A 15,239-nucleotide genomic window follows, 5' to 3' on the forward strand; every position below is an offset into this window, starting at 1 on the left:
CCGCTCGCCCGGCCGTTCCTTCACGTCGTTCCCTCACAGAGAACGCCCGTCGCCACCGGGCCGGTTCCGCCGCAGCCGCTCCGGTACGCCCACGCGCTCGCGCAGCCAGGTCAGCCTGGGCCGTTTCGCGCGCTGTTCGCTGGAGACCCGGTCCAGCTCCTCCAGGAGACGGCGCGAGCGATGCTCGGTGTCGAGTTCGTCGAGGATCCGGTTCGCCTCGGTCAGAACCGCGCCGAACAACTGCCACTGTGCGGCGTCACGCTCGGCCTCCTCGCGCAGCAGCAGGGCCACCTTGTCCCGGGTGCCCGCGGCGGTGTGCAGTTCGGCGGTGAGCCGGGCCTCCGCGGACTCGGCGCTGACGCTCAGGTCGGTGGTCACCAGCACCGCGAAGCTGACCACGGCGTCGGCGATCTCCGACAGCAACTGCTCGACGGCGGCGCCGGTCTGCGACGTCAACAGCGGCTCGGGCTCGCGAGCCTTGGCCAGGTCGGTGAAGGTGCGGGCGAGCACCCGCAGCACGACCGTGCAGATCTCCAGGGTGTCCAGGCCGGTCCGCAGCACCACCCGGTGCAGCAGGCCCTCCCGTACGCGCGGATTGAGCCGCAGGCTGTCCTCGGCCTGCCGCAGGTCCGCGTCGACCCCGACGATCTCGTGGTCGAGCCGCCGCGCCTCGTGCAGCCGCTCGGCCGCCAGCTCCCACGGGGTGCGTCCCGCGGCCTGCTCGCCGAGCCGCAGCATGAGCTGCCGCACCCGGCGCGCGAGCCCCTCGATCGACTCGCCGGCCTCCTCCACCCACACCGGGGGCGGGATCAGCAGATTGCAGCCGAGCCCGACGACCGCACCGATCAGCGTCTCCACGATGCGTGCCCAGGCCGTGTTCCCGACGGCGGTGACCCCGAGCACCAGCATGGCGCTGATCGCGACCTCGGGGACGTATTCGTCGACGCGCACCAGATGCCCCACGGCCAGCGAGGCCACGATCAGCAGGGCGAGACTCCACCAGGTCAGCCCCACCAGCAGGCTGAAGGCGATGGCGACGAGGACCCCGGCCACCACCGAGTTCACCCGGCGGATGCCGTTGGTGAGCGTGGCGTAGAGGGTGACCTGGACGACGAGGAGGGCGGTCAGGGGTGCGGTCAGCGGCGCGGGTTCGGGGCTCAGCCGCAGCGCGACGACGTAGGCCAGGGTCGCCGCGACGGCGGACCGCAGCGTCGTCACGACGACGGGTTCCCGCCATCGCCTCAAAAACCGCCGCAGCCCCGTGACCCACTCCCGTACGTCTGGCATCCCTTGCCCTGTTCCCCTTCCGCGGCCCCGTAGAACGTACCCGCTGCACACCCCGGAGCTCGGCAACGAGGCTGGCCACGGCCCCGTCCGGGGGTCTGCCGGCCGGGCGCCGTTCAGATGGCGCCGGCGGCTTCGCCGCGCGACATTTCCGGCTGGAAGCGAACAGACCCGCCCCCGGACCGGGCTAGGTGTGCAGGTTGTCGACGAACGCGGACAGGTTGCTCACCGTGCGGGCGATCTGTTCCTCGGTCGTGAGGCTCTCCTCGATGCGCATACCGGACTCGGGCACCTTCCTCCCGCGCACATACAGCGAGCAAGCAAGGTCCGTGCACATGTACACGCCGACCGAATTGCCCTCGCGGCCCGCCGCGCCCGCCTTACGGGCCGTCATGAGCGACACACCGCCCCCGGGGTGGGTCGTCAGGCACAGCGAACACATGCTCCGGTGCAGGAAGCCGTGCCGCGCGGAGGGGAACCGCAGGGCGACACCGACCGGTTGGCCCCGCCGTTCGGTCACCAGATAGCTGCGGTCGGGCGCCCCCGGATCCCGCCAGCCGAGGAAGTCCAGCTCGTCCCAGGCCCGTTCACCCAGATCACGAGGGACCGGAAGACGCTTGGCCTCTCCCTTCGAGCAGTTGACGAACGAGGTGCGGATGTCCTGCTCGGTGAGTGATCTCACGGGAAGTCCTTCTGGCCACGGCCCGACAGAAACCTAGGGACCCTAGGGTTTTGCCTAGCCTAGATAGCCGACCTGGAGAGAGTCAGTGGATTTCCGGTACGGCCTTCGCCGTAGGTCCGCGCACCCCTCGGGAGCGCATGGAGCGTTCCGTACCCTGTACCGGGACCGTACGCCCGCCGCCGACGGCGCGGCGGGCATGGACGGCAGGGGGGAGGGGTGCACGGTGGTGGATTCCTGGGAACGGGTTCGGCAAGTCCTGGCGGGGGCGGGCATGTCGCCCGACTCGCCCGCCGAGGTGCGGCCGCTGGGTGGGGGCACCTACAACACGGTCGAGGAAGTCCGCCTCACCGACGGCAGTCGCTATGTGCTCAAGCTCGCGCCGACGGCTCCCGGGCTGCGGTACGAGTCCCGGCTCCTCGTCGCCGAGGCCGAGTTCTGCCGTGTGGCCGCCGAGGCGGACGTACCGGCGCCGCGCGTCGTGATCGTCGACGGCGTACGGCAGTTGCTGATGACGGCCTGCCCGGGCGAGCCCTGGGACGGCTCGCTCACGGAGACCGAACAGACCCTCCTGCGTGTGGAGTTGGGCCGTCAGGTCGCCCGGCTGCACCGGCTGGGCGGGGCCGGGTGCGGCTATCCCTCCGGCGCTCTCGGGCCGCTCGCGCCCGACTGGCGGACCGCCTTCACCGCGATGTTCGACGCCGTCCTCGCCGACGCCCGCCATCACGGGGCCCGGTTGCCGAGGTCCGCCGACGAGGTGGCCCGGGCCGCCCATGCCGCGCTCGACGAGGTCACCGTTCCGCGCCCGGTCCACTCCGACCTGTGGCCGGGCAACATCCTGGTCGACCGATCGGCGGGGGAGCCCCGCATCGGTGGACTCATCGACGGTGAGCGCACGTTCTGGGGCGACCCCCTCGCCGACTTCGTCTCCCTCGCCCTGCTGGGCGACATCAGGAAGGACGAGGCGTTCCTGGCCGGCTACCGGGAGGCCGGGGGCCGCGCCGAGTTCGACGTTCCGGCCCGGCTGCGGCTCGCCCTCTACCGGAGCTACCTCTACCTCATCATGCTCACCGAGACGGTGCCCCGGGCGGTGGGGGAGGAACGCGCTTGCCGGGTACGGGACTCGGTCGCTCCGGAGCTCGTCTTTGCGCTGGACGAGATCGAGGAGCTGGCCGCCGCTTAGCTCACAGCGTGAACTAAGGGTTGGACGAATGTCGCGCGAGGCCCGCCTGCGGGGGTATGTTGCAGGTCGGGCAGGGTTCGGAAGGAGCCACATGGCGGGGCGGAACGGGCGCACGGTACGCGACCTCAGACGGGGCAACCGCACGGCCGTGCTGCAACGGCTGTACTTCGACGGTCCCCTCAGCCGATTCGAGCTGGGCCCCGCGACCGGTCTGAGCTCCGGCTCGGTCAGCAACGTCGTCGCGGACCTGATCGCCGACGGACTGGTGGAGGAGGCGGGCAGCGTCGACTCCGACGGCGGCCGGCCCCGCACCCTGCTGCGCGTCGCCCCGGACAGCGGCCACATGATCGGCGTCGACGTCGGCGAGACCCGCGTCCGCGTCGAGCTGTTCGACCTCACCCTGACCGAACTCGCCCGGGTCGAACACCCCTTGACGCCGCAGCGCTACGACGTGGACGTCATCGTCGGCCACATCCGCGACGGCGTGGCCGAGGTGCTGCGCGCCGCCGGGATCGAGGCCGAGCGGCTGCTCGGCGTGGGCGTCGGTGTCCCCGGCATCGTGGAGCGGACCGCCGACCGCGGCGCCGTGGTGCACGGGCAGACCATCGGCTGGGACGCCGTCCCGCTGGAGGCCCTGCTCCGGTCCGGTTCCCAACTACCGGACGGCGTCCCGTATTTCATCGACAACGGCGCCAAGACCCTTGGCCAGGCCGAGATGTGGTTCGGCGCCGGACGTGGTGCCCGCAACGCCGTGGTGGTCCTCTTCGGCTCCGGCGTCGGCGCCTGCCTCGTCACGCCCGAGGTGGAGCACGGCCGGGCCGTGGAGTGGGGCCATCTGACGGTACGGGTGCGGGGACGCCGCTGCCGCTGCGGTGCGCTCGGCTGCCTGGAGGCCTACGCCGGTGCCGAGTCCCTGCTGTCCCGCTGGCGGGACGAGGGCGGGCGCCCGCCGGAGGGCACCGACGAGGAGACCTCGCTCACCGCGATGCTGGCCGCCGCCTACCCGCCCGAGGGCACCGCCGCCGACCCCGTCGCGCTCGCCGTCCTCGAGGAGACCGCCGAGTACCTCGGTGCCGGACTGTCCGACCTGATCAACCTCTTCCAGCCCGAGCGGATCCTGATCGGCGGCTGGGCCGGACTCCAGCTCGGTGCCCGGTTCCTGCCGGCCGTACGCCGCCACGCGACGACGTACGCGCTGCGGCATCCGGCCGAGAAAGTCACCATCGACCTGGGCCGGCTCGGCCCCGACGCGGTCACCGTGGGCGCCGCCATCCTGCCGCTCGCCGACTTCTTCGCCCGCGGCGGCCGCCGCGCCGAACCGGCGGCCGAGGACCGCCTCCCGGCATGGCGGGCGGCACTGCAGGAACGCGCCCCGCACTGAGGAAGCCGACGGTCACGCGGTGAAGGCGTTCACGCCGGTCAGCTCCGCCGACAGCTCCCACAGACGCGCCGCCTGCGCCGGATCGGTCGCCCAGTCCTTCACCCCGGACCGTTCGTCGCCGTCTACCGCGGGCTCGGCGATGTCGCAGTCCTCCAGGTACACCCCGCCCATGCCGTCGAGCTGGGGCGAGGTGGCCGCCCACACCTGGGTGGCCGCGCCCTGCTCGGGGTTCTTGAAGCCCTCCGGGTTCAGTACGTTGCCGTCCTCGTCGATCCAGCCGCGCTCGACCATCTCCTCCTTGGGCAGATGCCGCTGGAGCGGGGTCATGATGCCGCCCGGGTGCAGGGAGAACGCCCGTACTCCGGCGTCCCGGCCGAGCCGGTCGAGGTGGACGGCGAACAGCGCGTTCGCCGTCTTCGCCTGGCCGTACGCCTGCCACTTGTCGTAGCCGCGCTGCCACTGGACGTCGTCCCAGCGGATGCCGGAGAAGTGGTGGCCGCGGGAGGAGACGGACACGACCCGGGCGCCGCCCGGCTCGATGGCCGGCCAGAGCCGGTTGACCAGGGCGAAGTGCCCCAGGTGATTGGTGGCGAACTGGGCCTCCCAGCCGGGCCCGACCCGGGTCTCGGGGCACGCCATGATCCCGGCGCTGTTGATCACGTAGTCGACCGTGCGGCCGGAGGCGAGGAAGCGCTCGGCGAAGCCGCGCACGCTGTCCAGGTCGCCGAGGTCCATCTCGTCCACCTCGACGCCGTCGAGGCCGGTCAGGGCCTCGCGGGCGCTGCCGGCGCGCCGCGCGGGCACGACGACGCGGGCGCCCGCCTTGGTCAGCGCACGGGTGGTCTCCAGGCCGAGGCCCGAGTAACCGCCGGTGACGATCGCGAGCCGTCCGGTGAGGTCGATGCCTCGCAGGACGTCGTCGGCGGTGCTGTCCGCGCCGAAACCAGAACCGATCTTGTGCTGTGCAGTAGCGCTCATGCCTGGAACGCTACGAATTGGAGTGCTCTCGAAGTCAAACGGAAGTGTCGCAAGCGCCGCAACGAGAGAAGCCCCGACCGCGACGGGGGAATCACGGTCGGGGCGGCCAAGCGGTGGGCACGGTTGGCGGTCGCCTCTCGGCGAAAGGCTCCACAGGACTTCAGCCCAACGATCGTCCCTGTGGGCAAAAGGTGAGGCCCGGGGACACTGTCCCATCCGCACCCACGGCTTGCTCAACGGGCAACCACCCCTGGGTGTTCCCTCCGTTCGCACGGCCCAGCGGTGATTTGCGTCACCCCACCGTAATGCGGCCCTCCCGGGTCCAGGCCAGCAGCCGAGCCGCGGTCCACGTGTTCACCACCCGCTCGGCGGGTACCCCGCACTCCTCGGCGCGGGCGCACCCCAGGATCTGCCAGTCCAGCTGTCCGGGCGCATGGGCGTCGGTGTCGATCGAGAAGAGCACGCCCGCCTCGACGGCCCGGCGCAGCAGCCGCCTTGGCGGGTCGAGCCGCTCCGGACGGCTGTTGATCTCCACGGCCGTGCCCGACTCGGCGCACGCGGCGAATACGGCGTCCGCGTCGAACGTCGACTCCGGCCGCCGCCGCTCACCGGACAGCAGCCGCCCCGTGCAGTGCCCCAGGATGTCGGCGTGCGGATCGCGTACGGCGGTCACCATCCGGCGGGTCATCGAGGGGGCGTCCATCCGCAGCTTGGAGTGCACGGAGACCACGACCACGTCGAGCCGGTCGAGCAGCTCGGGCTCCTGGTCCAGCGAACCGTCCTCGAGGATGTCGCACTCGATGCCGGTGAGCAGCCGGAACGGCGCCCAGGCGGCGTTCAGCCGCTCCACCACGGCCAGCTGCTCGCGCAGCCGCTCCGGCGACAGGCCGCGCGCCACGGTCAGCCGGGGGGAGTGGTCCGTGAGCACCGCCCAGTCGTGGCCGAGCCAGGCCGCCGTACGCCCCATCTCCTCGATCGGGCTGCCCCCGTCGGACCAGTCGGAGTGCAGATGGCAGTCCCCGCGCAGCAGCTCGCGCAGTGCCGCTCCACCGGAGCTGAGCGGGCCGCCGGCCTCGTCCTCCAGGGTTCGCAGATACTCCGGCACCTGCCCGGCCAGGGCCTCGCGCACCACCTGCGCGGTTTTCGGGCCGATGCCCTTGAGCGACTCCAGCGTCCCGGCGGTGGCGCGCTCGGCGATCTCGGCGGCGGGCAGCGCCTCCAGCATCCGGGCGGCCGTACGGAAGGCGCGTACGCGGTACGTGGGGGCCAGGGACCGCTCCAGCAGGAAGGCGATCCGGTCCAGTGCCTCGAGGGGATCCATGGCCACCTCCACCACAAGGGTTCCCCAGCCCCCGCCGCACCGCACGACGGCCGGTGGCCGACGCCTCAGTGACTCACGTCACACACACTCGGCGGTTGCGTTCTACGCTCTATGCATGACCGAAATAGCCAGCCCACACATCTCCCACCCGCGGATCCTGGTCCTCGGAGTGATGCAGCGCAGGCCCGGGGACCCGCCCTTCCGCATCGTGGAGATCGACGGCGAAGTGGTCGCGGAGGCGAAGACCATCACCGATGTCCTGCAGGTCTGCTCGATCTTCGGCATCACCGTCCACGACCTGGACGACCCGGCGGTCGTCCGCTGGGTCGGCGGCGACAAGTTCACCTGGGTGGCCCGCTAGGGGGTGTCTTCCGGACCAGGCCCGCATGGTCCGGAAGACACCCCCTAGACCCCGTCCGGCTCAGCCCACCGTCCACTTCTGGTTGGCGCCGCCCGTGCAGGTCCAGATCTGCAGGCGTGTGCCGTTGGCGGAGTTGTTGTCCGTGACGTCCAAGCACTTGTTCGCCTGCGGGTTGACGATGTCGCGCGCGGCGGGCAGCGCCCACTTCTGGTTGGCCCCGCCCGTGCAGTCCCACAGCTGGACCTTCGTGCCGTCCGCGGTCCCGTTGCCCGTGACGTCCAGGCACTTGCCGAGCGCCCGCAGCGTGCCGTCCGAACCGACCGTCCACTGCTGGGCGGCGGTGCCGTTGCAGTCGTAGAGCTGTACGGGGGTGCCGTTGGCGGAGTTCGCCCCGGCCACGTCCACACACTTGCCGGCCAGGCCGTGGATGGCGCCGCCGGTCGCCGAGTCACTCGTCGTCACCGACACCGAGTCCACCACCAGCTGCTGCGGGAACTGGGTGGAGCCGTCCGGGTCGCCGGGCCAGTAACCGCCGACCGCCAGGTTCAGGATCAGGAAGAACGGCTTGTTGAACACCCACGTCTTGCCGCCCAGGTCGGCGGGTGTGCGCCGCTGGTAGACGTTGCCGTCCACGGACCAGGTGATCGAGTCCGGCGCCCAGTCGACGGCGAAGGTGTGGAAGGCGTCCGCGAAGGCCTGTCCGTTCGGCAGCGTGTAGCCCGCGCCGATACCGCCCGAGCCGGAGTAGCCGGGGCCGTGGATCGTGCCGTGGATCGTGGACGGCTCGAAGCCGACGTTCTCCATGATGTCGATCTCGCCGGAGTCCGGCCAGTTGACCGGCGTGCCGAGCATCCAGAACGCGGGCCACATGCCCTGGCCCCGCGGGATCTTCATCCGGGCCTCGACGTGCCCGTACTGCGCGGTGAATTTCCCGGAGGTGTTCAGCCGGGCCGAGGTGTACTGACAAGTGCCGTACCAGCACTGGTAGTTGGACGGATTCTCGCGCCGGGCGGTGATCACCAGATGGCCCTGGCCGTCCAGGGCGGCGTTCTTGTTGCCCGACGTGTAGTACTGCCGTTCGTGGTTGTTGACGTTGTCGCCGGTCTCGATCTGCCACTTCGAGGAGTCGACGGCCGAACCGGCGGCCCCGTCGAAGTTGTCGGAGAACGTCACGGCGGCGGCGCTGGCGCCGCCCGCGGTGTCCGCCTGCGCGGAACCGATCGCGGCGGACGCGACGAGCGCGGCGGACAGGGCGGCGAAAAGACATCTGCGGAGCAGGCGTGGGGCGGCCACTGCTCTCCCTTCCGTACGGCGGCCCGGGACACGGGCGCGCCGACTGAGGTGGGGGGTGAAGGCGTCGCCTCTTGATTTAAGAAGTGAGATAAGGGTCCGTCAATACTTTGGTCCGGACCAGTACTCGAGATTCACCGCTTCCTGCCGGCGCTGTGCACCACTCGTCCCAGTCGCCGCCCCAGAAGGAGGTAACCGATCAGCGCCCCAGTGGTGTTGAGGATGACGTCGTCGATGTCGAAGGCCCGCCCGGCGACCAGCGAGCCCTGCGCCAGCTCCACCAGCAGCATCACGGCCGCGGTGAGCAGCAGCACCCACACGACCCCGCGCGCCCGCGGCACGAGCACCGGCAGCAGCACGCCGAACGGGATGCCGAGGACGATGTTCCCGCCGATCTGCCTGACGGCGTCGCGCAGTTCGGGCTGGTCCAGATACGCCTTCATCGAGCGGCCCGGACGCAGATTGGTGTGTGCGAGCGCCACGGACGCGCGCGACGGCTCCAAAGTGACCCGGGCCAGCACGACCGCGAACGCGACCATGACCACGAAGGCGCACAGCATCGCCAGGAGCCGAAGGAGGAACGGGAGTACGCGGCGCAAGGACGTGGCGCTGCCTGCCATCTCGTCCGTCCCTCCTGTCGTCGACGTCCACGCTGTACGCGGCTGGGTCATGTGCCGTACGAGAGTCACGTGCCGTACGAGACGTGCACCTCCTCGAAGCCGAGCGAGCCCAGCAGACCGTCCAGCATGGCGGTGGTGTTGGTCTCGGCCCGTGTGGTCAGCCCGCTGTCCTTCGCCGCCGCGCCGATGTGCCGTACGGCGAGCTTCTGCACGGCCTGCTCGCTGTTGGGGTTGTCCGAGAAGAGGTCGCCGAGCCGGTCGAGCAGGCCGCGCTGCTTGGACACGGCGTAGGAGTGGTCGGGGTCGAGGGCCGGTGTGCCGAGTCGCGCGTGCGGCAGCCGGAGCGTGGCCGACGTACGGTCCGCGTCGACCGTCACGTCGCCCTCGTCGACCTTGCCGAGGTCGACGTACGCCTCGACGGTGCCCGCGCCGATGTACAGGGTGCGGGTGCCGCGGATCGCGTCGGGCAGGAACTTCGCGTCCTTCTCCAGGTCCACCACGACCTGGAAGGTGCCGGACGCCGCGTCGTAACGGCTCATGTCCTGAATGGACTTGAGCAGCGTGGGGCCGGAGCGGTCGCGCGTCTCGGTGCCGAACACGTCCTTGATGCCGGGCAGTACGGCCAGCCTGATGCCGGCGAACAGCACGCCGAGCACCAGCACGAAGGCGGTCACCACCTTCGCCCAGCCGGGCATACGCCTGGGCAGGCGCCCGAGGGTAGTCGTCATACGGACGGCCCTCCTTTCTGGAGAGCGAATGCCCATCAAGTCCCGTGCCAGACACGGCCGGACACGCCTGTTGACGAATTGGTACATCTGATGGAGGCGCGACCGGCGCAGGGCCGCGGCGGCAGGCCGACTTCGTGCGGCCGACCCAGTGCGGTCAAGCCCTTGCCGCGAGCTCCCGCAGCGTGCGGGCCGACGGTGATCCCGGGTCCGCCGTGATCAGGACGACCTCGTGGTCGTCCTCCGGGACCAGCAGGACGTCACAGTTCAGCCGGAGCCGGCCCAGCACCGGATGGTCGAGGGTCTTGGTGCGATGGCCGGGGGCGTGCACCGGGTGGGTCTCCCAGATCTGCCGGAACTCTTCGCTGCCCGCCCGCAACTCGCCCAGCAGTGCGGCGAGTTGGGCGTCGTGCGGATAGCGGACGGCGGCCCGGCGCAGCCGTGCCACCACGATGTGCCCGAACTGCTCCGCGCTGGAACTCTCGTACATCCGCCCCTCGCCGAGGAATCGCCGCCGGGCCAGGTTCGTCGTCCGCCGCCCCAGGTCGTCGCCGAGCAGGACCCGCGCCAGCGGGTTGAAGGCGACCAGCCCGTAGGCCGCGTCGGTGACGATCGCGGCCGTCTCCGGCAGCCGCTCCAGCATCCGGGCCACGTGCGGCCGCACCCGCCGTACCGCTTGACTGCCGGGCGGTACGGTCGATCCCGCCAGCCGGAACAGATGGCTGCGCTCGGGGGGCGTCAGCCGCAGCGTCTCCGCGAGCGCGTCCAGGATCGCGGGGGAGGGCCGGGGGCCGCGGGCCTGTTCCAAGCGGATGTAGTAGTCCACCGACATGTGGGCAAGTTCCGCGACCTCCTCGCGCCTGAGACCCGGGGTGCGGCGCGGTGTGTCCGCGGGCAGCCCCAGCTCGTGAGGGCGCAGACCCGCCCGGCGGTCCCGCAGGAAGCGGGCCAGTTCCTGCCTCGCCATGCTGCCTCCTCCGGCTGCCTGGTACGAACGGTCCCTGGCAGGGCGGCGGTGGTCAGGGAACCGTGGCTGTCATGAACGATCGCACAGCACTCGTCACCGGTGCCAACAAGGGCATCGGCCTGCATATTGCCCGCCTGCTCGCCGAGGAGGGCTTCACCGTCCACGTGGGCTCCCGGGACGGCGCGCGCGGCGAGTGGGCCGCCGAGGAGATCGGCGGCGACGCGCGTCCTTTCGTCCTCGACGTCACGGACGCCGCCGGCATCGCGCGAGCCGCCGCCCAGGTGGACCGCCTCGACGTCCTGGTCAACAACGCGGGCATCTCCGTCACACTCGACCTCCCCGCCGCCTCGAGCGCAGAGGAGTTCCGGCGGACGTACGAGACGAACGTGTTCGGAGTCGTCGAGGTCACCAACGCCTTCCTGCCCGCCCTGCGCCGCTCCCCGCACCCCCGGATCGTGAACGTCTCCAGCGGCACCGGCTCGCTCACCTGGAGCACGACCCCCAACCCGCAGTTCACTCCGGGAAACGGCGGCGCCGCCGCGTACCGCTCCTCCAAGGCCGCCCTCAACGCCCTCACCGTGCTGTACGGCCTGACCCTCGCCGACGAGGGCTTCAAGGTCAACGCGCTCGCCCCCGGGCTGCGCGCCACCGACCTCAACCCCAGAGCCGCCGCTTCGGACGGCGACCCGTCCGAGGCCGCGCGCGGCGCCGTACGGCTGGCCCTGCTGCCGGACGACGGCCCCACCGCCGGCTTCTTCTCCTGGGACGGCACCCCCGTGCCGTGGTGAGTCTCCTGGGGCGTCAGTAGCATGAACCGCAGCCCTTAATGATCAGGCGAGGAGCGGATCGTGCGAGACATCGCCGTGTTCAGCGGCAGCGCCCACCCCGAACTGGCCCGGGACGTGTGCACCCATCTCGGTGTGCCGCTCAGCCCCATCCGGGTCAGCCGGTTCGCCAACGACTGTCTGGAGGTACAGCTCCAGGCCAACTGCCGGGAGCGGGACGTCTTTCTGATCCAGCCCCTGGTCCGACCGGTCCAGGAGCACCTCGTCGAACTGCTGATGATGTGCGACGCGGCCCGTGGCGCCTCCGCGGGCCGCATCACGGTCGTCATGCCGCACTATTCCTACGCCCGCTCCGACAAGAAGGACGAGCCGCGCATCTCGCTCGGCGGGCGGCTGGTCGCGGACCTGCTGGTTGCGGCGGGCGCGAGCCGCGTCCTCGCCATGACCCTGCACTCGCCCCAGGTGCACGGGTTCTTCTCGGTGCCGGTGGACCATCTGCACGCGCTGCGTGAACTCGCCGCGCACTTCCGGAAGTACGACCTGAGCCGGACCACCGTCGTCTCGCCCGACCTCGGCAACGCCAAGGAGGCGGCCGCCTTCGCCCGGCTCATCGGCGCCCAGGTGGCCGCAGGCGCCAAGCAGCGGTTCGCGGACGACCGGGTGAGCATCAGCGCCGTGATCGGGGAGGTGACCGGGCGGGACGTCATCGTGCTGGACGACGAGATCGCCAAGGGCAGCACCGTGCTGGAACTCCTGGAGCGGCTGCGGGAGTTGGGCCCGCGCTCGATCCGGGTGGCCTGTACGCACGGGCTGTTCGCGGCGGGCGCGCTCAAGCGGCTGAGCGATCAGCCGGACGTGCTGGAGATCGTGTGCACCAACACCGTGCCGGTTCCGATGGCCGAACACACCGAGAAGTTCCGGGTGCTGTCCATCGCGCCGGCGCTCGCCGAGGCCGTACGGCGCATTCACAACGGTGAGTCCGTCAGCGCCCTGTTCGACGCACCTCGGGGCGAATAGATCCCGCACCGCCGGCTGTGACGGCGGAAGCGATCACAACGAGCCGGACGTGGCCTCGGGTTGCCCCAGGGCCGCGTCCAGCGTCGCGCGTGGCGGCAGAAGCCGCGACAGACCGGTGACCCGGAAGACGCGTAGGGTCAGCGGATGGGTGCACACGAGCTGTAACTGGCCGCCGCGGTCGAGCACCCGGCTGCGGGCCCGGTACATCAGCCGCAGGCCCGAGCAGTCGAAGAACTCGATGTGCCGCAGGTCGATCACCACCCGGGCGCCGGGCCGGTCCGTCACGCGGTCCAGGTACGGGCCGATCTCCGCGGCCGCCGCGATGTCGATCTCGCCCCGGAGCTCCACCACCGTGTGCCCGCGGTCCTCGTGGACGCGCAGGTGCCGGGGGAGCGGCGCGGGCTCGTGGCGCGGTTCCTGGCGCACGACGACATCACCTCCCACCCGTGCCGAGAACTCCGTACCCCGCCCATGCAAGTTACCCTCGATAGAAGGAATTTGAGCATGTTCGATTGACATATGTCTTCGGGTTTGAGGGGCAACCTTTTGATGGCCTGGCGGTTCAGGGTGATCAGCCCGAACAGTCTGCTCGGTCTGCTCGGTCCGGTCGGTCGGCTTGATCGGTCTGCTTGATCAGTCGGCCAGAAGAACCAGCTTCCCCGTCGTCCGACCGGTCTCGCCCAGTTCGTGCGCCTTGGCCGCATCGGCCAGCGGAAAAGCCCCTGCGATCGTCGCGCGCAAGCTGCCCGACTCGATCAGATCCGTGATCGCCCGCATGCCGGCCCGATCGGCGTCCACGAGCATCCGGACCGCGCGCACGCCGAGCCGTCCGGCCTCCTCGTAGAAGTCCTTCGAGCCGACCGGCAGGATCGACACCACGATCCCGCCCGGCCGCAGCACGCGCAGCGAGCCGAGCGCGTTGTCGCCGCCGATCGTGTCGAGTACGACGTCCACGTCCCGCACCGCCTCGGTGAAGTCGGTGCTGCGGTAGTCGATCGCCTCGTCGACGCCGATCTCCCGCAGGAAGTCGTGCTTGCCCGCGCTCGCCGTGCCGATCACCTGCGCGCCGCGCGCCTTGGCGATCTGCACGGCCACATGGCCGACGCCGCCGGCCGCCGCGTGCACCAGGATGCGCTGCCCCTCCCGCAGGTCCGCCGTCTCCACCAGTGCTTGCCACGCCGTCAGCGACACCAGCGGCAGCGCGCCCGCCTGCGTGTGGTCGATGCCGGCCGGCTTGTGGACGAGGGCGCGGGCCGGCGCGATGACGTACTCGGCGTGCGAGCCGTGGCCGAACGGGTAGGGCAGCATGCCGAAGACCTCGTCCCCGGGCTTGAACGCGGCCACGCCGATCCCGATCTCCTCGACCACCCCGGAGACGTCCCAGCCCAGCACGAAGGGCGGCGCGCCGAGGAAGCCGCCATTGGCGCGGTGCTTCCAGTCGGTCGGGTTGACGCCGGCCGCCCGCACCCGGACCAGTACCTCGTTGGGGCGCGGCGCAGGCCGCTCCACCTCCACCCACTTCAGCACCTCGGGGCCACCGAGGACGTCCTGGCTGATGACTCGCATGGTGTTCACATCGCTCATGGTCACCCAGCCTGCCGGGCCGCGCCCGTCCGGGAAACGGCACGATTGCCAAGCTTCGCTAGGATCGTGCCATGCGTGGTGTACGGAGAACGGAACGGGTCGTCGTGCTGGCCCTCGACGGCGTCTACCCCTTCGAGCTGGGCATCCCCAGCCGGATCCTCGGCGCGGCCGACGACCGCTACGAGGTGCTGACCTGCACAGTCGACGGCCGACCGGTGCGGACCAACGCGGACTTCTCGGTCGCCGTCGACCACGGTCCCGAGATCCTCGCCACCGCCGACACCGTGGTCGTGGCCTCCGTCGAGCCGTCGCGCATCCCCACCGAACTGTCCGCCGAGGTCGCCGCCGCGCTCGCGCGGATCCGCTCGGACGCCCGCATCGTCTCCATCTGCACGGCCGCCTTCGTCCTCGCCGCGGCCGGCCTCCTCGACGGCCGCCGGGCCACCACCCACTGGCAGGTGGCCGATTGGTTCCAGCGCGCCTACCCGCAGGTCGACCTCGACCCGGACGTCCTGTTCGTGCACGACGGCCGCATCCTCACCTCGGCCGGAGCCGCCTCCGGAGTCGACGTCTGCCTGCACCTCGTGCGCACGGACCACGGCAGTGAACTGGCCAACCAGGTGGCCCGCCGCTGCGTCGTCCCCCCGTTCCGCGACGGTGGCCAGGCCCAGTACATCGAGCAGCCCGTCCCGGTCACCGGCGCCGCGAGCACGGCCGCCACCCGGGCCTGGGTCCTGGAACACCTCGGCGAACCGCTCGCCCTGACCGACCTCGCCGGCCACGCCGGGATGAGTCTGCGCACCTTCGCCCGCCGCTTCAACGACGAGGTCGGCCTCAGCCCCGGCCGCTGGCTCATCCAGCAGCGCGTCGCCCGCGCCCGGCACCTCCTGGAATCCAGCGACCTGTCCGTGGACCGGATCGCAGGCCAGGTCGGCTTCGCGACCGGCGCCTCCCTGCGCCAGCATCTGCACGCGGCGATCGGGGTGTCCCCGCAGGCGTACCGGCGTACGTTCCAGACGGCCCGCTGAGCCCCGAACGTTTCCGCGCCCTCCCGCGTCGCAGGA

Annotated in this window: 16 protein-coding genes; 6 read left to right on the top strand and 10 right to left on the bottom strand. The window is 71.2% G+C overall.

What is annotated here, in order from left to right:
- Positions 1–33: 33 nt before the first annotated feature.
- Complete coding sequence (locus ACFYXB_RS14905; RefSeq protein ID WP_389581796.1) at positions 34–1,287, bottom strand: aromatic acid exporter family protein; 1,254 nt, start codon at positions 1,285–1,287, stop codon at positions 34–36.
- A gap of 184 nt (positions 1,288–1,471) precedes the next feature.
- A complete protein-coding gene (locus tag ACFYXB_RS14910; protein WP_389581798.1) occupies positions 1,472–1,966 on the bottom strand; it encodes an FBP domain-containing protein in 495 nt (164 codons plus the stop codon).
- Positions 1,967–2,189: 223 nt separating this feature from the next.
- Between ACFYXB_RS14910 and ACFYXB_RS14915 the strand changes: the two genes are divergently transcribed.
- Together ACFYXB_RS14915 and ACFYXB_RS14920 are read left to right on the top strand one after the other, a co-directional pair.
- Positions 2,190–3,146, top strand: a complete 957-nt coding sequence (locus tag ACFYXB_RS14915; protein WP_389581800.1) for a phosphotransferase family protein — start codon at positions 2,190–2,192, stop codon at positions 3,144–3,146.
- Positions 3,147–3,237: 91 nt separating this feature from the next.
- Entirely contained in the window at positions 3,238–4,527 is a 1,290-nt protein-coding gene (locus tag ACFYXB_RS14920) for an ROK family transcriptional regulator (protein ID WP_351349225.1), read from the top strand.
- A gap of 12 nt (positions 4,528–4,539) precedes the next feature.
- Here ACFYXB_RS14920 and ACFYXB_RS14925 read toward each other — a convergent pair whose 3' ends face one another.
- Positions 4,540–5,505 (bottom strand): SDR family NAD(P)-dependent oxidoreductase, encoded by a 966-nt coding sequence (locus tag ACFYXB_RS14925; protein WP_389581803.1) that lies wholly within the window; start codon positions 5,503–5,505, stop codon positions 4,540–4,542.
- 292 nt (positions 5,506–5,797) lie between these two features.
- Complete coding sequence (locus tag ACFYXB_RS14930; protein ID WP_389581806.1) at positions 5,798–6,826, bottom strand: PHP domain-containing protein; 1,029 nt, start codon at positions 6,824–6,826, stop codon at positions 5,798–5,800.
- 115 nt (positions 6,827–6,941) lie between these two features.
- Here ACFYXB_RS14930 and ACFYXB_RS14935 point away from each other — a divergent pair, with 115 nt between their 5' ends.
- Complete coding sequence (locus ACFYXB_RS14935) at positions 6,942–7,187, top strand: hypothetical protein (RefSeq protein ID WP_351349234.1); 246 nt, start codon at positions 6,942–6,944, stop codon at positions 7,185–7,187.
- A gap of 60 nt (positions 7,188–7,247) precedes the next feature.
- On the opposite strand, the gene ACFYXB_RS14940 is transcribed toward ACFYXB_RS14935, so the two are convergent.
- The 4 genes from ACFYXB_RS14940 to ACFYXB_RS14955 all read right to left on the bottom strand — a co-directional run bounded on the left by ACFYXB_RS14940 (position 7,248) and on the right by ACFYXB_RS14955 (position 10,789).
- A complete protein-coding gene (locus tag ACFYXB_RS14940; RefSeq protein ID WP_351349236.1) occupies positions 7,248–8,480 on the bottom strand; it encodes a ricin-type beta-trefoil lectin domain protein in 1,233 nt (410 codons plus the stop codon).
- Positions 8,481–8,611: 131 nt separating this feature from the next.
- The gene (locus tag ACFYXB_RS14945) at positions 8,612–9,097 is read right to left on the bottom strand and encodes a VanZ family protein (protein ID WP_389581809.1); all 486 of its coding nucleotides are present in this window, start codon (positions 9,095–9,097) and stop codon (positions 8,612–8,614) included.
- 65 nt (positions 9,098–9,162) lie between these two features.
- Positions 9,163–9,825 (bottom strand): DUF4230 domain-containing protein, encoded by a 663-nt coding sequence (locus ACFYXB_RS14950; RefSeq protein WP_389581812.1) that lies wholly within the window; start codon positions 9,823–9,825, stop codon positions 9,163–9,165.
- A 154-nt stretch (positions 9,826–9,979) separates the two neighbouring features.
- Positions 9,980–10,789 (bottom strand): helix-turn-helix transcriptional regulator, encoded by an 810-nt coding sequence (locus ACFYXB_RS14955; RefSeq protein ID WP_389581815.1) that lies wholly within the window; start codon positions 10,787–10,789, stop codon positions 9,980–9,982.
- 71 nt (positions 10,790–10,860) lie between these two features.
- Here ACFYXB_RS14955 and ACFYXB_RS14960 point away from each other — a divergent pair, with 71 nt between their 5' ends.
- A complete protein-coding gene (locus ACFYXB_RS14960; RefSeq protein WP_389581817.1) occupies positions 10,861–11,577 on the top strand; it encodes an SDR family oxidoreductase in 717 nt (238 codons plus the stop codon).
- A gap of 60 nt (positions 11,578–11,637) precedes the next feature.
- A complete protein-coding gene (locus tag ACFYXB_RS14965; RefSeq protein WP_389581819.1) occupies positions 11,638–12,591 on the top strand; it encodes a ribose-phosphate diphosphokinase in 954 nt (317 codons plus the stop codon).
- 33 nt (positions 12,592–12,624) lie between these two features.
- Here ACFYXB_RS14965 and ACFYXB_RS14970 read toward each other — a convergent pair whose 3' ends face one another.
- The gene (locus tag ACFYXB_RS14970) at positions 12,625–13,017 is read right to left on the bottom strand and encodes an anti-sigma factor antagonist (RefSeq protein ID WP_351349253.1); all 393 of its coding nucleotides are present in this window, start codon (positions 13,015–13,017) and stop codon (positions 12,625–12,627) included.
- A gap of 207 nt (positions 13,018–13,224) precedes the next feature.
- On the bottom strand, positions 13,225–14,175 hold the full coding sequence (locus ACFYXB_RS14975; RefSeq protein ID WP_389581821.1) for an NADP-dependent oxidoreductase: 951 nt from the start codon (positions 14,173–14,175) through the stop codon (positions 13,225–13,227).
- A gap of 71 nt (positions 14,176–14,246) precedes the next feature.
- Here ACFYXB_RS14975 and ACFYXB_RS14980 point away from each other — a divergent pair, with 71 nt between their 5' ends.
- Complete coding sequence (locus ACFYXB_RS14980) at positions 14,247–15,203, top strand: GlxA family transcriptional regulator (protein ID WP_389581824.1); 957 nt, start codon at positions 14,247–14,249, stop codon at positions 15,201–15,203.
- Positions 15,204–15,239: the final 36 nt, after the last annotated feature.

It is taken from the genome of Streptomyces sp. NPDC002619, assembly GCF_042889305.1.
Lineage (GTDB): Bacteria > Actinomycetota > Actinomycetes > Streptomycetales > Streptomycetaceae > Streptomyces.

Excerpts from the sequence above, each read along its gene's own strand:
- ACFYXB_RS14935 (WP_351349234.1), top strand. The coding sequence starts at position 6,942 with ATGACCGAAATAGCCAGCCCACACATCTCCCACCCGCGGATCCTGGTC.
- ACFYXB_RS14905 (WP_389581796.1), bottom strand. The coding sequence starts at position 1,287 with ATGCCAGACGTACGGGAGTGGGTCACGGGGCTGCGGCGGTTTTTGAGG.
- ACFYXB_RS14950 (WP_389581812.1), bottom strand. The coding sequence starts at position 9,825 with ATGACGACTACCCTCGGGCGCCTGCCCAGGCGTATGCCCGGCTGGGCG.
- ACFYXB_RS14945 (WP_389581809.1), bottom strand. The coding sequence starts at position 9,097 with ATGGCAGGCAGCGCCACGTCCTTGCGCCGCGTACTCCCGTTCCTCCTT.
- ACFYXB_RS14960 (WP_389581817.1), top strand. The coding sequence starts at position 10,861 with ATGAACGATCGCACAGCACTCGTCACCGGTGCCAACAAGGGCATCGGC.
- ACFYXB_RS14980 (WP_389581824.1), top strand. The coding sequence starts at position 14,247 with ATGCGTGGTGTACGGAGAACGGAACGGGTCGTCGTGCTGGCCCTCGAC.
- ACFYXB_RS14930 (WP_389581806.1), bottom strand. The coding sequence starts at position 6,826 with ATGGATCCCCTCGAGGCACTGGACCGGATCGCCTTCCTGCTGGAGCGG.
- ACFYXB_RS14920 (WP_351349225.1), top strand. The coding sequence starts at position 3,238 with ATGGCGGGGCGGAACGGGCGCACGGTACGCGACCTCAGACGGGGCAAC.
- ACFYXB_RS14975 (WP_389581821.1), bottom strand. The coding sequence starts at position 14,175 with ATGAGCGATGTGAACACCATGCGAGTCATCAGCCAGGACGTCCTCGGT.
- ACFYXB_RS14925 (WP_389581803.1), bottom strand. The coding sequence starts at position 5,505 with ATGAGCGCTACTGCACAGCACAAGATCGGTTCTGGTTTCGGCGCGGAC.
- ACFYXB_RS14955 (WP_389581815.1), bottom strand. The coding sequence starts at position 10,789 with ATGGCGAGGCAGGAACTGGCCCGCTTCCTGCGGGACCGCCGGGCGGGT.